Origin of the sequence: Mesorhizobium sp. M0816, assembly GCF_040320005.1 — a bacterium.
In the GTDB taxonomy this organism is placed as follows: domain Bacteria; phylum Pseudomonadota; class Alphaproteobacteria; order Rhizobiales; family Rhizobiaceae; genus Mesorhizobium.
This window is the reverse complement of sequence record NZ_JAMYOT010000002.1, coordinates 189,780-204,979: the sequence shown is the minus strand read 5'-3', so window position 1 is coordinate 204,979 and position 15,200 is coordinate 189,780. Positions and strand designations below refer to the sequence as shown.

Sequence of the window (15,200 nt, the reverse complement as noted above, 5' to 3'; positions counted from 1 at the left end):
CGCATGACGGTTGGCCGAGCGCGGACGCTTCTGAAATCAGTGCTGATGCTGGCCGCTTTTGCCGGCGGATTGCAGGCGGCCTTCGCGGACGAATGGCGTACGACCTCCTCGCTGATCGGCGAATCCAAATACGGCGACAACTTCCAGCACTACGACTACGTCAATCCGGATGCGCCGAAGGGCGGCACAGTGAACTCAGTGGTGCTCGGCACGTTCGACAGCTTCAACCCCTATATCGTGCAGGGTTCGCCGGCCGCCGGCTTCGCGCAGTTCGGCGGCGGCCTGCTCTACGACACGTTGATGGAGCAGGCGACCGACGAGGGCAGCACCAGCCATCCGCTGATCGCCGACGCCTACAAATATCCGGCCGACTATTCCTCGGCGACCTACCGGCTCGATCCGCGGGCGAAATGGCATGACGGCCAGCCGATCACCACCGAGGACGTGATCTGGTCGTTCCAGGTGCTGAAGGCCAACAGCCCGATGTACAGCCGCTATTTCGAAAACGTCACCGACTCCGTCGCGGTGTCCGACCGCGAGGTCGAATTCCACTTCAGCCAGAAGGGCAACCGGGAGCTACCGAAGATCATCGGCGATCTCGTTGTGCTGCCCAAGCACTGGTGGGAAGGCACCGACGCCAACGGCAAGAAGCGCGACGTCACAAAGCCGACGCAGGAGCCGCCGCTCGGCTCCGCCGCCTACAAGATCGCCAGCTTCAAGCCTGGCTCCGAAATCATCTGGCAGCGCGTGCCCGATTACTGGGCGGCCAAGCTGCCCGTAAAAATCGGCCGCGAGAATTTCGACAGGCAGCGTTTCACCTATTTTCTCGACGACAATGCCGCCTGGCAGGCCTTTACCAAGGGCGGGCTGGACGACATCAAGCCGGAGAACAGTTCGAGGCGCTGGAACACGGCCTATAATTTCCCGGCAGTTCAGGCCGGCGACGTCATCAAGAAGGAATTCAAGACCGCGTCGCCCGAACCGATGCAGGCCTTCATGCTCAACACCAGGCGCCCGCTGTTCCAGGATCGCCTGGTGCGCGCCGCGTTGATGTATCCGTTCGATTTCGAGACGATGAACCGGACCCTGTTCTTCGGTTCCAACACCCGCACCAGCAGCTATTTCCAGGGCACCGAACTGGCGTCGAGTGGCCTGCCGCAGGGCAAGGAACTCGAAATCCTCGAGCAGTACCGTGACAAGCTGCCGCCTGAAGTCTTTACCCAGGAATTCAAGCTGCCGGTCTACGACAACCCGCAGGCTGAGCGCAAATACCTGAAGACCGCGGTCGATCTGTTCGCCAAGGCAGGCTGGATCATCAAGGGCGGCAAGATGGTCAACGCCAAGACCGGCGAACCGTTCAAATTCGAGATCCTCGGTTGGAACGACACCGACCAGGTCATCGCCAGCCCGTATATCGCCAATCTGCGCAAAATCGGCGTCGACGCAACGCTGCGCCTGATCGACCAAACCCAGTATATCAACCGAGTCACCCACTTCGACTTTGACGTGGTCACTTCGATACTCGGGCAGTCGGACTCTCCCGGCAATGAACAGCGCGATTTCTGGAGTTCCAAGGCCGCCGATTCGCCGGGATCGCGCAATTACGCCGGCATCAAGAATCCGGTCGTCGATGCGCTGGTCGACCGCATCATCTTTGCCACCGACCGCGACGATCTGGTTGCCGCCACCCATGCGCTCGACCGGGTGCTGCTGTGGAACTACTATGTCGTGCCGCAATATTACCGCGCCGTGGTTTGGCTGGCCTACTGGAACAAGTTCGGTATGCCGGAGAAACAGCCCGCCTATAGCGGCGTCGACCAGAATTCCTGGTGGATCGACCCGGACAAGGAAAAAGCGCTGGCCGCCAAATATAAGAGTGGCAATTGATGGCTGCGCTGCCCCGTCGCGATTTCCTCGCCCTTGGCGGTGCGGCCGCCGCTGCAGCGCTGCTGCCCGGCCGGGCTTTCGCCGCCATCCCGACCGGCGTGAAACTGCACGGGCTGTCTGCCTTCGGCGATCTCAAATATCCTCCGGATTTCACGCATTTCGACTATGTCAATCCAGACGCTCCCAAGGGCGGCCGGATGAATTTCGGCCCGCCGAACTCCACCCTCAATCAGAGCTTTCTGACTTTCAACACGTTGAACTCGCTGGTGTTGAAGGGGGATTCGCCGCCGCGCACCGAGCTCTGTTTCGATTCGCTGATGGCAAGGGCGCTCGATGAGCCGGATGCGGTCTACGGCGTGCTTGCCGAATTCGTTACCTTGTCGCAGGACCGCAACGGCTTCCGCTTCAGCCTGCGGCCACAAGCGCGCTTCCATGACGGCTCGCCGCTGACGGCTGAGGACGTTGCCTTCGCCTTGAACCTCTACAAAGACCGGGGACACCCGAACCTTTCCCAAGCGCTGCGGCATATGACGGATGCGGTCGCAATCGATCCGCTTACTGTCAGCCTTACCTTCAACGGCAAACAGTCGGCGCAGAATATCCTCGCGATCGCCGTAATGCCGATCGTGTCCAAAGCCTTCTATACGGCCAATGATTTCGACGCCTCGACGATGACCCCGCCGCTCAGCTCCGGGCCGTACAAGATGGGACGGGTCGTGGCCGGGCAGACTATCGAATATGAACGCGTCGCCGATTATTGGGGGCGCGATCTCGCCGTGAACCGCGGGCTTAATAATTTCGACCGTATCCGTATCGATTTCTACCTTGATCGCCAGGCAGCGTTTGAAGCGTTCAAGAAAGGCGATACGCATTTTCGCGAGGAGTTCACCGCGCGCGTATGGGCGACCGGCTACGACTTTCCAGCGCTGAAGGATGGCAGGGTCGTCAAACGCGAATTTCCCGGCGAGAAATCGCCCGACATGCAGGCTGTCGCGCTGAACCAGCGCCGGCCGCAATTCCGCGATGTGCGCGTGAGACAGGCGATCGCCTATTGCTTCGATTTCGAATGGACCAAGCGGGTACTGTTTTTCGGCTCCTACGAGCGCTCGCAATCGAACTTCGAACGATCGGATTACAAGGCCGAGGGCCTGCCCTCGCCTCAGGAATTGAAACTGCTTGAGCCGTTTAGAGCCGAGTTGCCGCCGGAAACCTTCGGCGAACCGGTGGTGCAACCCGTCTCGGACCGTTCCGGTCACGACCGTAAGCTGCTGCGCGAAGCTTCGAGGCTGCTTGCCGAAGCCGGCTGGAAGCGAGCGGGCAATTTCGTCGTCAATGAGAAGGGCGAGCGACTGCGGGTGGAAATGCTGGCCGAGGACGAGGGTCTCGTTCGCATTTTCGCGCCGTGGTCCGAGAATATGAAGGCGATTGGCATCGACGCTTCGATCCGGCAGGTCGATTCGACGCAATTTGAAGCGCGGCAAAGCAACTACGATTTCGATTTCAACATGCTACATTGGTTGATCGGGGCGACGCCTACTGCCGACGGCCTGGAAATCCTCTACAATTCCCGGATGGCGAAAACGCCGGGGATGCGCAACTATCCGGGCACGGAAAGCAAAGCCATCGACGCGCTGATCGAGGCAGCCGGCAAGGCGCAGAGCCGGATCGAACTCGTCACAGCGCTCAACGCGCTCGATCGGGTCTTGCGCGCGCGGCTAGACTGGATTCCAACGTATCATCTGGCGAATCACCGGGCAGCCTTCTGGGACATGTTCGGCTTTCCCGCTCAAAAGCCGGATTACGACTTTCCGGTCGAGGCGCTGTGGTGGTTCGACAAAGACAAGGCGGCAAAGATTGGCAAAGCCTGAGATTTTTGCACAAGCGAGGCAGGGAACCTGATGGGCGCCTATATACTGCGCCGCATCCTTTTGATGATCCCGACCCTATTCGGCATCATGGCGGTGTCATTTGCCGTCATCCAGTTCGCGCCGGGCGGGCCGGTCGAGCAGGTCATCGCCAGGCTGACCAACCAGGGCGGCAGCGATCGCCTCGGCGGCGGCGGCGGTGATGCCGGCGGCGCCAATTTCGACGTCGCCGGCGACGTCGGCTCGAAATACCGCGGCGCGCAAGGGCTCGATCCGGAATTCATCAAGAAGCTGGAGAAGCAGTTCGGCTTCGACAAGCCGCCGCTCGAGCGCTTCGGCATGATGCTGTGGAACTATCTCCGCTTCGATTTCGGCGACAGCTATTTCCGCGACATCTCGGTGCTCGACCTGATCCTGGAAAAGATGCCGGTGTCGATCTCGATCGGGCTGTGGATCACGCTTTTGTCCTATCTGATCTCGATCCCGCTCGGCATCCGCAAGGCGGTCAAGGACGGCTCCACTTTCGACGTCTGGACCAGCGGCGTCGTCATCGTCGGCTACGCCATTCCGGGCTTCCTGTTCGGCATCTTGCTGATGGTGCTGTTTGCCGGCGGCTCGTTCTGGGACTGGTTTCCGCTGCGCGGCATCACCTCCGACAATTGGGACCAGCTGTCGTGGCCGGCGCGGATCGTCGACTATTTCTGGCATATGACCTTGCCGCTGACCGCGCTGGTATTGTCGGCCTTCGCCACGACGACGCTTTTGACCAAGAATTCCTTCCTCGAGGAAATCCGCAAGCAATATGTCGTCACCGCCCGCGCCAAGGGCCTGTCGGAGCGGCAGGTGCTTTATGGCCACGTCTTCCGCAACGCCATGCTGATCGTCATCGCCGGTTTTCCCGGTGCTTTCATCTCGGCCTTTTTCACCGGCTCGCTGCTGATCGAGAACATATTTTCGCTCGACGGCCTCGGCCTGCTCGGCTTCAACTCGGTGGTGCAGCGCGACTATCCGGTGGTGTTCGCCAATCTCTTCATCTTCTCGCTGCTTGGCCTGTTCGTCGGGCTTTTGTCCGACCTGATCTATACCTGGGTCGACCCGCGCATCGATTTCGAGCGGAGAGACGTCTGATGGCGCAGGCCTCAGCCGAAACGGCGCCGGCTCGGATCGCGCGGCCCTTTCTGTCGCCGCTCAACCAGCGGCGCCTGCAGAACTTCAAGTCCAACCGGCGCGGCTACTGGTCGTTGTGGATATTCCTGTTCCTGTTCGTGCTGTCGCTGGTTTCGGAATTGGTCGCCAACGACAAGCCGATCATCGCCTCCTACAAGGGCGAGATCCTGTTTCCGGTCCTGGTCGCCTATCCCGAGGAGAAGTTCGGCGGCTTCTATGCCGTCACCGACTACCGCGATCCGGTGATCCAGGACGAGATCAACGCCAATGGCTGGATGGTCTGGCCGCCGGTGCGCTACTCCTACCAGACCGTCAACAACGCTATTCCCGAAGCAGCACCGACCAAGCCGTCCTGGCTCTACGACAAGAAGACGCGCTGCAACCAGTATCCGAAAGGCGAGGCAGACCCCAATTGCAACGTCGGCAACTGGAACTGGCTGGGCACCGATGACCAGGCCCGCGACGTGCTGGCGCGCGTTATCTACGGCTTCAGGGTCTCGGTGCTGTTTGGCCTGATCCTGACTGCCGGCTCAGCGCTGATCGGCGTGGCGGCCGGCGCTCTGCAGGGCTATTTCGGCGGCTGGACCGACCTTCTGTTCCAGCGTTTCATCGAGATCTGGTCGGCGATCCCGGTGCTGTACCTGCTCTTGATCGTCGCCGCCATCCTGCCGCCTGGCTTCTTCATCCTGCTCGGATTGATGCTGCTGTTCTCCTGGGTGGCACTGGTCGGCGTGGTGCGGGCCGAGTTCCTGCGCGCCCGTAACTTCGAATATGTCAATGCGGCGCGCGCGCTCGGCGTATCCAATGTCACCATCATGTTCCGGCATCTGCTGCCCAACGCCATGGTGGCGACGCTGACCTTCCTGCCCTTCCTGCTCAGCGGCTCGATCTCGACGCTGACCTCGCTCGACTATCTCGGCTTCGGCCTGCCGCCCGGCGCCGCGTCGCTGGGTGAGCTGTTGAAGCAGGCGCAGCGCAACCTCAACGCGCCCTGGCTCGGCATTTCCGGCTTCGTCGTCATCTCGCTGATGCTGTCGCTGCTTGTCTTCGTCGGCGAGGCCACCCGCGACGCCTTCGATCCGCGCAAGACGTTCAGATGAGGGCGATGCAGGCTGGCATTCGGCATGTTATATTCCGGAAATGGCAATGAATAGGATCATCCTTGAACACTACCCGGCATCGAAGCTCCCGGATGAACTGCGAAAAGGCATAGCTCCGAGCGCCTCGGTCAAAGTGACAGTGGAGGAGGAGGCCAACAGGCCCCTTGGCCGCGAACAATTGCTTGAACTCATGCGGGATGCTCAGGCCAACGCGCCGGGAACAAGCCTCGACGAGGCTGTCGCGCGTGTTCGTGCCCTCCGCGATGAGTGGGAGGATTGATGGCTGCAGTCCGGCTTTACGTCGACACCAACATTTTCATCTATGCCTTTGAAAACAATGATGCGCTTGCAAAAAAACTGCTTCAGCTCATTTCACTGAACGAGGGCAGAAAGCAGCCTTTCCTGGCGACGAGTGAGATCGTGCTCGCGGAGTTGATGGTCGATCCCTTGAGAAAGAACAATGAGCGACTGATCGAGCTCTACGACAATATTTCAATCGGCAATGCCTTCATCTCAATTGGGACGATAACTCGCGACGTTCTCTGGCACGCAGCACAGTTACGTTCGGAATTCCTTTCCTTGAGATTACCAGACGCGATCCATCTTTCCACAGCGATGCACTTCGGCTGCACACAATTTCCGACCGCGGATACGAGATTGAAAGAGACCTATTCCATCGCACCAACTCGTCTCGTCCCACGTCAAATGGCAGCCAAAATATCGATCATACGACCGGAAATTTCCGCCTTGGACAGGGTTGTCGCGGAAGTTGAGCTATGACCGCCCCTCTCCTTTCGGTCCAGGACCTCAGCGTCGCCTTCACGCAAGGCGGCGACCAGTCGATCGCCGTCGACCATATTTCCTTCGACCTCGCCAGGGGCGAGACGGTGGCGCTGGTCGGCGAATCCGGCTCCGGCAAGTCGGTCACCGCGCTGTCGGTTCTGAAGCTGCTGCCCTATCCGACCGCCAGCCACCCGTCGGGAAAGATCCTGTTCCTCGGCGCCGACCTGCTTGCCGCCGACGAGAGAGACCTGCGCCGCGTGCGCGGCAACAAGATCACCATGATCTTCCAGGAGCCGATGACCTCGCTCAACCCGCTGCATACGATCGAGCAGCAGATCGTCGAGGTATTGAAGCTGCATCAGGGCCTGGGGGATCGCAAAGCCAAGGCGCGCACGCTGGAACTTCTGCACGAGGTCGGCATCCGCGAGCCGGAGAAGCGGCTCGACGCCTATCCGCACCAGCTTTCCGGCGGCCAGCGCCAGCGCGTCATGATCGCCATGTCGCTGGCCAACGAGCCTGAACTTTTGATCGCCGACGAGCCGACGACGGCGCTCGACGTCACCGTCCAGGCGCAGATCCTCGAGCTGCTCGCCGGCCTGAAAAGCCGCAAGAACATGTCGATGCTGTTCATCACCCACGATCTCGGCATCGTCAGGAAGATCGCCGACCGGGTCTGCGTGATGACCAAGGGCAAGATCGTCGAGACCGGCCCGACCAAGGAGATATTCGCCAATCCGCAGCACGCCTACACGCGGCATCTGCTTGCCGCCGAGCCGAAAGGCAAGCCGCCGGCGGCCAACCAGGCCGCCAAGCCGGTGATGGTCGGCAAGGACGTCAAGGTCTGGTTTCCGATCAAGAAGGGCTTCTTCCGGCGCACCGTCGACAATGTGAAGGCGGTCGACGGCATCGACGTCACCGTGCGGGCCGGCCAGACGCTTGGCGTCGTCGGCGAATCCGGCTCAGGCAAGACGACGCTCGGCCTGGCGCTGGCCAGGATGATCTCGTCGACCGGGACCATCCAGTTCAACGGACGCGGCATCAATCAGCTGTCCTTCAACGAAATGCGGCCGCTGCGGCGCGAGTTGCAGATCGTCTTCCAGGATCCGTTCGGTTCGCTCAGTCCGCGCATGTCGGTCGCCGAGATCATCGAGGAAGGGTTGAAGATCCACGAGCCGAAGCTGTCTCCTGATGGGCGCGACGAGCGTGTCGTCGACGTGCTGAAGGAAGTCGGCCTCGATCCGGCGACGCGCAACCGCTATCCGCACGAATTCTCCGGCGGCCAGCGCCAGCGCGTCGCCATCGCGCGCGCCATGGTGCTCAACCCGCGTTTCGTCATGCTGGACGAGCCGACCTCGGCGCTCGACATGAGCGTGCAGGCGCAGGTCGTCGACCTCTTACGCAGCCTGCAAGCCAAGCACGACCTCGCCTACCTCTTCATCAGCCACGATCTGAGGGTCATCCGCGCGCTCGCCAACGAAGTCATCGTCATGCGTAACGGCAGGATCGTCGAGGCCGGTCCTTCCGAACAGATTTTCGGCAACCCGCGGACCGACTACACAAAGGCGTTGATCTCGGCCGCCTTCAAGATCGAAACGGCGCCGGTCGGCATCGTCAGCGAGTAGATTTTCGCCAGAGATCATGCACAAAATCAAAACACTGCCGCGCCTTGCGCGTCGGAACGCGAACGCTGTTGGTAAAAAGGGAAAAACAATCCACAATGGAAAAAGGCCGCATCCTGCTTGCCCTCACCGGTATTCATCCGCTGCGCTGGCGCGAACTGCTGTCGGCGGAGCGCGAGGTGGTGCTCGAGCCGAATGGCGCCGGCGATCCCTCGATTACCTATGCTGTGGTGTGGAAACAGCGGCCGAACCTGTTGTCGTCGCTGCCCAATCTGCGCGCCATCTTCTCGATCGGCGCCGGCGTCGACCACATCTTCGCCGATCCCACCTTGCCCGACGTACCGGTCGTCAAGGTGGTGGCCGACAACCTGACCCAGTACATGACCGAATACGTCGTCTGGCGGGTGCTCGACCACCATCGCCAAGGCATGCTCTACCGCGCCCAGCAGCAGAAGAAGATCTGGCATGAACCGCAGCAGCGGCCGGCCAGCGACATCTCGGTCGGCATTATGGGGCTCGGCACGCTTGGCCGCGCGGCGGCATCGGTGCTGTTGTCGCTCGGCTTTCCCGTCAATGGCTGGTCGCGCAGCGATCGGCCGATGCAAGGTGTCTCGACTTACGCGGGCGAGGCCGGCCTGATCCCGTTCCTAAACGCCACCGACATCCTGGTGGTGCTGCTGCCGCTGACGCCGCAGACGCACGGTATCATCAACCACGGCGTGCTGAAGGAGCTGCGGAAGCGCAACGGCCTCGGCGGCTCAGTGCTGATCAATGCCGGGCGCGGCAGGCTGCAGAAGGACGCCGACATTTTGCGCGCGCTGGACGACGGCACGCTGAAGGAAGCCAGCCTCGACGTTTTCGAGGTCGAGCCGCTGCCGAAGACCAGCCCGCTATGGAGCCACCCCAAAGTGTTCGTGACGCCGCATGCGGCGGCAACTTCCGATCCGGTCCACCTGGCGCCGATCATGCTGCGCCAGATGGATGCTTTCGAGAGCGGCGAACCGCTGGAAAATGTGGTGGATCGCGACGCCGGGTATTAATTTTTAGAGCGCCGCTTTCCAGTCTCAGCCCCAGCCGAGCGGCACGTAGTCGATCTCCATAAACGCCTCGACTTCCGGGATCCAGCGGTCGCGGACGAAGGCGACGTGGTCGGGATGGTCGTTGTAGCCGGAATAGGCCCGCTGATCGGCGAACTCCATCGAGAAGCCGAAGCGGTAGTCGTTCTTGGGACTGACCTGCCGCAACTGCTCGAAATGCGTGACGCCCTTTATCGCCGTGAGAATCCTCTTGGCGTCGGCGAGGAACCGTTTTTCCTCGAGCGAATGCGGCGGGTGTTTCAGCGTGAACACGACGGTGTGACGGATCATTTTTTGCTCCTGCGATATCTTCGTGTCACGCGCTGTCAGCCCAGGCGCGGATGAGGTTATAGGCGATCGCCCCCTTCGGCGGTGTCATCAGGCCGCCCGGATGCTCGCGGGCCAGCATCAAGAGCACCTCGTCGCGAAAGAACCAGCGGCAATCTTCCAGCTCGTTGAGGTCGGGCTGGATATCGTCGTTGAGCGGTTCGCCGAAGCAGCCGATCATCAGCGAATAGGGAAACGGCCAGGGCTGGCTGGCGTGGTAGACGACACGGCCTAGCCGGATGCCGGCTTCCTCCAGCGTTTCGCGGCGCACCGCCGCCTCGATCGTCTCGCCCGGCTCGATGAAACCGGCGAGCGCCGAATACATGCCGGGCCCGAAATGCCGGCCGCGGCCGAGCAGGCATTTTTCGCGTGTTGCCGTCAGCATGATCGCCACCGGGTCGGTGCGCGGAAAGTGCTCCGTACCGCAGGCCGGGCAATGCCGCTTGTAACCGCCCGCCCGCATCTCGGCTTCGGTGCCGCATTTGCTGCAGAAGCGATGGCTGGCATGCCAGGCGAGCAGCGCCGCCCCTTGCGCCAGCGCGCCGGCCGCCGCTTCGTCGATCAGCCCCTGCATATAGACCGAGCGATAGTCGATCGCCTTGATCGTCTCGGGAAGCTGCTCGGGCTCGACCCCGGCCGGCACCGCCAGCACCGGGCCGCTTTCGGAAAAACCGAGCAGGACGCCGTTTTCGAGCGACGCTTCGAGCGGTCGGCATTCGGCCACGCCGAACCAGGGGTCGAATGCGCCTTGCGCAAGCTTCAAATAGAGCCGGCCGCCACGCATCAGCAAAAGCCGCGCCGAGGGATCGGCGAGTGCCTTTTCGACGGAATCGTCGGCGCGGTTTTCGGACTGCCGGTCGATAATGTTGCCGGCGAAGCCGACGAACTGGCTCGGCTCGCGCAAGGGCGCGTCAAACAGGCGAAAGCTCATGCAGACTCGGGAAGGTTCAAGGTGGACACGGGAGAGGCTTATAGCGCTGCCTTGATCTTTTCCGCAAACTTGCGAAGGTCGGAGCGCTGATAGGGCTCGCGCAGGCCGTGCCCCCACACCGGGCCGGGCCAGCCGGGATCGCCTTCCGAGCGCGCAATGACGTGTACATGCAACTGGCGCACGATGTTGCCGAGTGCGCCGGTGTTGATCTTGGTGCAGCCGGTCACCCGCTTCAGCGCCAGCGCCACCATGTTGGTCTCGAAGGTCAGCATCGCCTGGTCCAGCGGCGTCATGTCGTGGATTTCCTCGATGCCCGGCCGCTGCGGCACCAGCAGCAGCCATGGCCAGCGGCGGTCGTTCATGACGCGCAATTCGCACAGGCCGAGCCACATCAACTGTTCGCTGTCGGCTTCCAGCTGGGCGTCAAGCGTGAATCCGGCCTTGAGGCCCGGCAGCATCGGCGTTTCCCTCACTTTTTGACGTTTTTTGAACTCCATCGACGCTAGAGCGGCTTCCGAAGGGCCGCAAGGGGCAGCAACCAACATTGGCCGTCGCGGCGCTGATTGTGCGCGAAGAAGTGAGGGCCCGGGCAAATTGCATCAGGTTGGCGCTGCCCCGCCGAGGTCGACGATTTTGATCGCGGCCACATTTTGTTCTTGCTTTGTGCCGGCAGCTATGCTACTAATTTCGCTATGGTGATTATTCGCACCAACGACCCGCCCGCCGAGGCGGGTTTTTGGTTTCAGCTTTCGCCGTCGCTCAAGGCCCCTATCATCCGCACTTGCATTTCATCGCCGGATTGCCGATATGGAGGCTGGGAGGTTGGTGGTGGACGGTCCACTCGCCAACCGGGTCAGGTCCGGAAGGAAGCAGCCCTAACGAGCCCGGAACGGGTCATTGTTCCAGCCTCCCGCCTCTTCGCCTTTTGCCCTGACATTGACGGCGCCAAGCCGAGCGGGCGAAACTATGCGCAGGAATCGGCCGCCTCCAGTGGCAGCCCTTGGAGCTTAACGGGCGAATGAGCGAAGCCGGAAACGAGGCCGGGAAATTGGACAAGCCTGCCGCCTACCGCGTGCTGGCGCGCAAATACCGACCGTCGAATTTCTCCGAACTGATCGGCCAGGAGCCGATGGTCCGCACGTTGACCAATGCCTTTGCCACCGGCCGCATCGCCCAGGCCTGGATGCTGACCGGCGTGCGTGGCGTCGGCAAGACGACGACCGCGCGCATACTCGCGCGGGCCCTGAACTACAAAACATCGACCGTCGACCAGCCGTCCGTCGACCTTGCCGTGCTCGGCGAGCATTGCCAGGCGATCATGGAAGGCCGGCATGTCGACGTCATCGAGATGGACGCCGCCTCGCATACCGGCATCGACGACATCAGGGACATCATCGAGCGTGTGCGCTACGCCCCGGTGTCGGCGCGCTACAAGGTCTACATCATCGACGAAGTGCACATGCTTTCCAACCAGGCCTTCAACGGCCTGCTGAAGACGCTGGAAGAGCCGCCGCCGCACGTCAAGTTCATCTTCGCCACCACCGAAATCCGCAAGGTGCCGATCACCGTCCTGTCGCGCTGCCAGCGTTTCGACCTCAGGCGCATCGATGCGGCAATGATCAAGGCCGACCTTGCCAGGATAGCCGGTCTGGAGGGCATCGAAGTCGAAGACGATGCGCTGGCGATGATCGCGCGCGCGGCCGAAGGCTCGATGCGCGATGCGCAGTCGATCCTCGACCAGGCGATCGCCCATGGCGGCGGCGCGGTCAGCGCCGAAGCGGTGCGTGCTATGCTCGGCCTTGCCGACCGTGCCCGCATCGTCGACCTGTTCGAACATGTCATGAAGGGCGACGTCGCCGCCGCACTTGCCGAATTCCGTGCCCAGTACGATACCGGCGCCGATCCTGCCGCGGTGCTGACCGACCTTGCCGAGTTCAACCATCTGGTCACCCGTCTGCGTTTCGTGCCGGCTGCCATCGACGACGCCTCGCTGTCCGAGGACGAGCGCCGGCGCGGCGCCGATTTCGCCAGCATGCTGTCGGTCAAGGTGCTGTCGCGGACGTGGCAGATGCTCTTGAAAGGTATTCCCGAGGTGCAGACCTCCAACCGCCCGGTCAGCGCCGCCGAGATGGTGCTGATCCGGCTGGCCCATGCCGCCGACCTGCCGACGCTGGACGAGGCGCTGAAATCGCTGGAGAACGGCGGTACCCTGCCGGGCACTGCGCCGCGCGTGAATGGCACGCCGGCAAGCCCCGGCCCCGCAAACCATGCGCCTGCAAGCGGTGGTGCCGGCGCCGTGGCGCAGGCGCGGATGCCGATGGCCAATGGCGGCGCCCAGACAATGCGTCTGGTCGAGGCCGAGCCGGTGCCGACCAACTTCGTTACTCCGCCGGAGCCGGCGGTCGAGGCGCCGCCGGTGCCGGTGAAATCGCTGGCCGACATTGTCGCCCTTGCCGACGCCCAGCGCGACATGGCCTTCAAGGTGTTGGTGAAGCGTTGCGTGCGCCTGGTGCGCGTCGAGCCCGGTCGTATCGACGTCAGCCTGACCGACGATGCGCCGAAGATGTTGCTCAACGATTTGACCGCCAAGCTGCGCGCCTGGACCGGCCGCAACTGGCTGGTGTCGCTGTCGAAGGAAGAGGGCGGCCAGACCTTGGCCGAGCTGGAATCGACAAAGCGCGAAAACGCCTTCCTCGATGCCAAGAGCGACCCGACGGTCGCCGCCATCCTGGCGCGCTTTCCCGGCGCCAAGATCATCGACGTGCGCATTCCCGACGCGCCGGAAGCCGACGAGGCCGACGTGCCGGTCGAGCCGCCGGCCGACGACGACGAAACCTGAAACAACCAGCACCAGCTGCAAAGGACCGTGCGATGAAAGACCTTCTCGGCATGATGGGCAAGGCAAAGGAAATGCAGGCCAAGTTCCAGGCCATGCAGGATGAGATCGCCACGCTGGAAGCCACCGGGCAGGCCGGCGGCGGCCTGGTCAGCGTCACGCTGACCGGCAAATTCGAGATGAAGTCGCTGAAGATCGACCCGTCGCTGTTCAAGGAAGACGAGGTCGAGATTCTCGAGGACCTGCTTCTCGCTGCCCACAACGACGCCAGGACCAAGGTCGAGCAGATCATGCAGGAGAAGACCAGGGCGCTGACCGCGGGCCTACCGATCCCGCCGGGAATGAAACTGCCGTTCTAAGGCTAGTGCATGTCGCGCAAAAGTGTGCAGCGGTTTTGCGATAACGACATGCATCAAAACAAGAACCTAAAGCGCGTCGCATGAGGCCGGTCGAACGCGACGCGCTAGTCAATCGGTATGCCGTTACAGTGGCCGAAGAGTGCAGCGGCCCAGTGCTCGCTCTACCGCCAGCTGTGTCTATTAGGCAACTCCCCACACTTAATAACGCTTTAGCCATCTTTTTGCCTGAAAGTGTCTCATTCTTGCCGCAACCAGAGGCGGGCTGGCAGCAGAATTGAGGGGACACCTGTTGATCTCTACCCGATGGAAGACGCCGTTGCGGCTCGGCGTCGTTATCTCGCCGCTGTTTTTGGCCGCTTGCAGTCAGACCGCCTCGCACGGCATGTCCAGCCTGACCGATGCTATTACGCCGAGTTTCCTGAGCTCGCGCTCCTACAATTCCACGCCGAAGGAAAAGGAGTGCCTGGAGCGGGCAATGTTCTTCGAGTCCAACCGGTCGAGCCGTGACGGCATGATTGCGGTCGGCACGGTGGTGATGAACCGGCTGCGGTCCGGCAATCACGGCAACACCATCTGCCAGGTCGTCGGCGAGCGCGGGCAGTTCGCGCCGGGCGTCATGACACGGCCGATGAATTCGAAGGCGATGCCCGACGTCGAGGAAGCCGCCGAGGCGGTGCTCAAGGGCGAGCGCAAAGCCAAGCTGAAGAACACCATGTTCTTCCACACCGCCGGCCTGCGCTTCCCCTACAAGAACATGCACTACACCATGGTCGCCGGCGGCAATGCCTTCTATGAAAAGCGCGGCCGCAACTGGCAGCCGCTGCCGGACGAACCGGTGGTCGCCATGGCCCAGGCCAAGCCGCAAGCGCCTGCCGCTCAGGCCATACTTGTCGCCTCGGCGGAGCCGGCACGCAGCGCCAAGCCGACATTCGCCAAAGCGACCTATGTGACCGCCGCGGCATCGCTGCCGGCAAAGCAGACAAGGGTGACTGCCGGGATGGCAACCGCGGCGAGGGCGACACCGGAGAAGCCGATGCTTGTGGCGCTGCAGGAACCAATGCAGGAGCCGGATGCGGCCCGTTTTGGCGGAACCGTGAGCGAGCGGCCTGTCACCTCCTTCCAGGCCGCGCCGGCAGAGCCGACAATGTCGTTCGAGGCGACGCCCGAGAACACCGACGCCATCGGCGCGATGATCGCCGGCCAGACCCGGCCACTGGAAGAAAACTGAGGGCGGCAGCACTGGCCGCGAC

The 15,200-nt window shown here is 62.2% G+C and carries 14 protein-coding genes and 1 other RNA gene; 12 read left to right on the top strand and 3 right to left on the bottom strand.

Translation table 11 applies throughout. From position 1 onward, the window contains the following. Nucleotides 1-3: 3 nt before the first annotated feature. The 8 genes from NKI17_RS03170 to NKI17_RS03135 all read left to right on the top strand — a co-directional run bounded on the left by NKI17_RS03170 (nucleotide 4) and on the right by NKI17_RS03135 (nucleotide 9,461). Complete coding sequence (locus NKI17_RS03170) at nucleotides 4-1,887, top strand: extracellular solute-binding protein (protein WP_352570296.1); 1,884 nt, start codon at nucleotides 4-6, stop codon at nucleotides 1,885-1,887. Then, nucleotides 1,887-3,755 (top strand): extracellular solute-binding protein, encoded by a 1,869-nt coding sequence (locus NKI17_RS03165; RefSeq protein ID WP_352905386.1) that lies wholly within the window; start codon nucleotides 1,887-1,889, stop codon nucleotides 3,753-3,755. Before NKI17_RS03170 ends, NKI17_RS03165 begins: the two co-directional genes overlap by 1 nt. A gap of 30 nt (nucleotides 3,756-3,785) precedes the next feature. Further along, entirely contained in the window at nucleotides 3,786-4,880 is a 1,095-nt protein-coding gene (locus tag NKI17_RS03160; protein WP_352570300.1) for a microcin C ABC transporter permease YejB, read from the top strand. Then, on the top strand, nucleotides 4,880-6,019 hold the full coding sequence (locus NKI17_RS03155; RefSeq protein ID WP_352905385.1) for an ABC transporter permease: 1,140 nt from the start codon (nucleotides 4,880-4,882) through the stop codon (nucleotides 6,017-6,019). Before NKI17_RS03160 ends, NKI17_RS03155 begins: the two co-directional genes overlap by 1 nt. Before the next feature lie 46 nt (nucleotides 6,020-6,065). After that, complete coding sequence (locus NKI17_RS03150; RefSeq protein WP_031211801.1) at nucleotides 6,066-6,299, top strand: hypothetical protein; 234 nt, start codon at nucleotides 6,066-6,068, stop codon at nucleotides 6,297-6,299. Then, complete coding sequence (locus tag NKI17_RS03145; protein ID WP_023676863.1) at nucleotides 6,299-6,799, top strand: type II toxin-antitoxin system VapC family toxin; 501 nt, start codon at nucleotides 6,299-6,301, stop codon at nucleotides 6,797-6,799. The genes NKI17_RS03150 and NKI17_RS03145 overlap by 1 nt, the downstream gene beginning before the upstream one ends. After that, complete coding sequence (locus NKI17_RS03140) at nucleotides 6,796-8,424, top strand: ABC transporter ATP-binding protein (RefSeq protein WP_023676864.1); 1,629 nt, start codon at nucleotides 6,796-6,798, stop codon at nucleotides 8,422-8,424. Before NKI17_RS03145 ends, NKI17_RS03140 begins: the two co-directional genes overlap by 4 nt. Nucleotides 8,425-8,519: 95 nt before the next feature. After that, nucleotides 8,520-9,461 carry a 2-hydroxyacid dehydrogenase gene (locus NKI17_RS03135; RefSeq protein ID WP_023676865.1) on the top strand — a complete coding sequence of 314 codons (942 nt, stop codon included), beginning with the start codon at nucleotides 8,520-8,522 and terminating at the stop codon, nucleotides 9,459-9,461. Nucleotides 9,462-9,485: 24 nt separating this feature from the next. On the opposite strand, the gene NKI17_RS03130 is transcribed toward NKI17_RS03135, so the two are convergent. The 3 genes from NKI17_RS03130 to NKI17_RS03120 are packed head-to-tail and all read right to left on the bottom strand — an operon-like array spanning nucleotide 9,486 to nucleotide 11,213. After that, nucleotides 9,486-9,788 (bottom strand): Dabb family protein, encoded by a 303-nt coding sequence (locus tag NKI17_RS03130; RefSeq protein ID WP_023676866.1) that lies wholly within the window; start codon nucleotides 9,786-9,788, stop codon nucleotides 9,486-9,488. 25 nt (nucleotides 9,789-9,813) lie between these two features. Then, entirely contained in the window at nucleotides 9,814-10,755 is a 942-nt protein-coding gene (gene nudC / locus NKI17_RS03125; RefSeq protein ID WP_352570306.1) for an NAD(+) diphosphatase, read from the bottom strand. A 38-nt stretch (nucleotides 10,756-10,793) separates the two neighbouring features. Continuing rightward, nucleotides 10,794-11,213 (bottom strand): HIT family protein, encoded by a 420-nt coding sequence (locus NKI17_RS03120; RefSeq protein ID WP_023676868.1) that lies wholly within the window; start codon nucleotides 11,211-11,213, stop codon nucleotides 10,794-10,796. Between the two features lie 359 nt (nucleotides 11,214-11,572). On the opposite strand from NKI17_RS03120, the gene ffs reads away from it, so the two are divergent. The 4 genes from ffs (at nucleotide 11,573) to NKI17_RS03100 (ending at nucleotide 15,178) form a co-directional block, all read left to right on the top strand. Then, an RNA gene (gene ffs / locus NKI17_RS03115) (signal recognition particle sRNA small type) lies at nucleotides 11,573-11,669 on the top strand. A gap of 104 nt (nucleotides 11,670-11,773) precedes the next feature. Beyond that, on the top strand, nucleotides 11,774-13,594 hold the full coding sequence (locus NKI17_RS03110; RefSeq protein WP_352570308.1) for a DNA polymerase III subunit gamma/tau: 1,821 nt from the start codon (nucleotides 11,774-11,776) through the stop codon (nucleotides 13,592-13,594). Between the two features lie 32 nt (nucleotides 13,595-13,626). Next, the gene (locus NKI17_RS03105) at nucleotides 13,627-13,950 is read left to right on the top strand and encodes a YbaB/EbfC family nucleoid-associated protein (RefSeq protein WP_023676870.1); all 324 of its coding nucleotides are present in this window, start codon (nucleotides 13,627-13,629) and stop codon (nucleotides 13,948-13,950) included. Between the two features lie 289 nt (nucleotides 13,951-14,239). Continuing rightward, nucleotides 14,240-15,178: a cell wall hydrolase gene (locus NKI17_RS03100; RefSeq protein WP_352570310.1), complete on the top strand. Its 939-nt coding sequence runs from the start codon at nucleotides 14,240-14,242 to the stop codon at nucleotides 15,176-15,178. Nucleotides 15,179-15,200 lie beyond the last annotated feature (22 nt).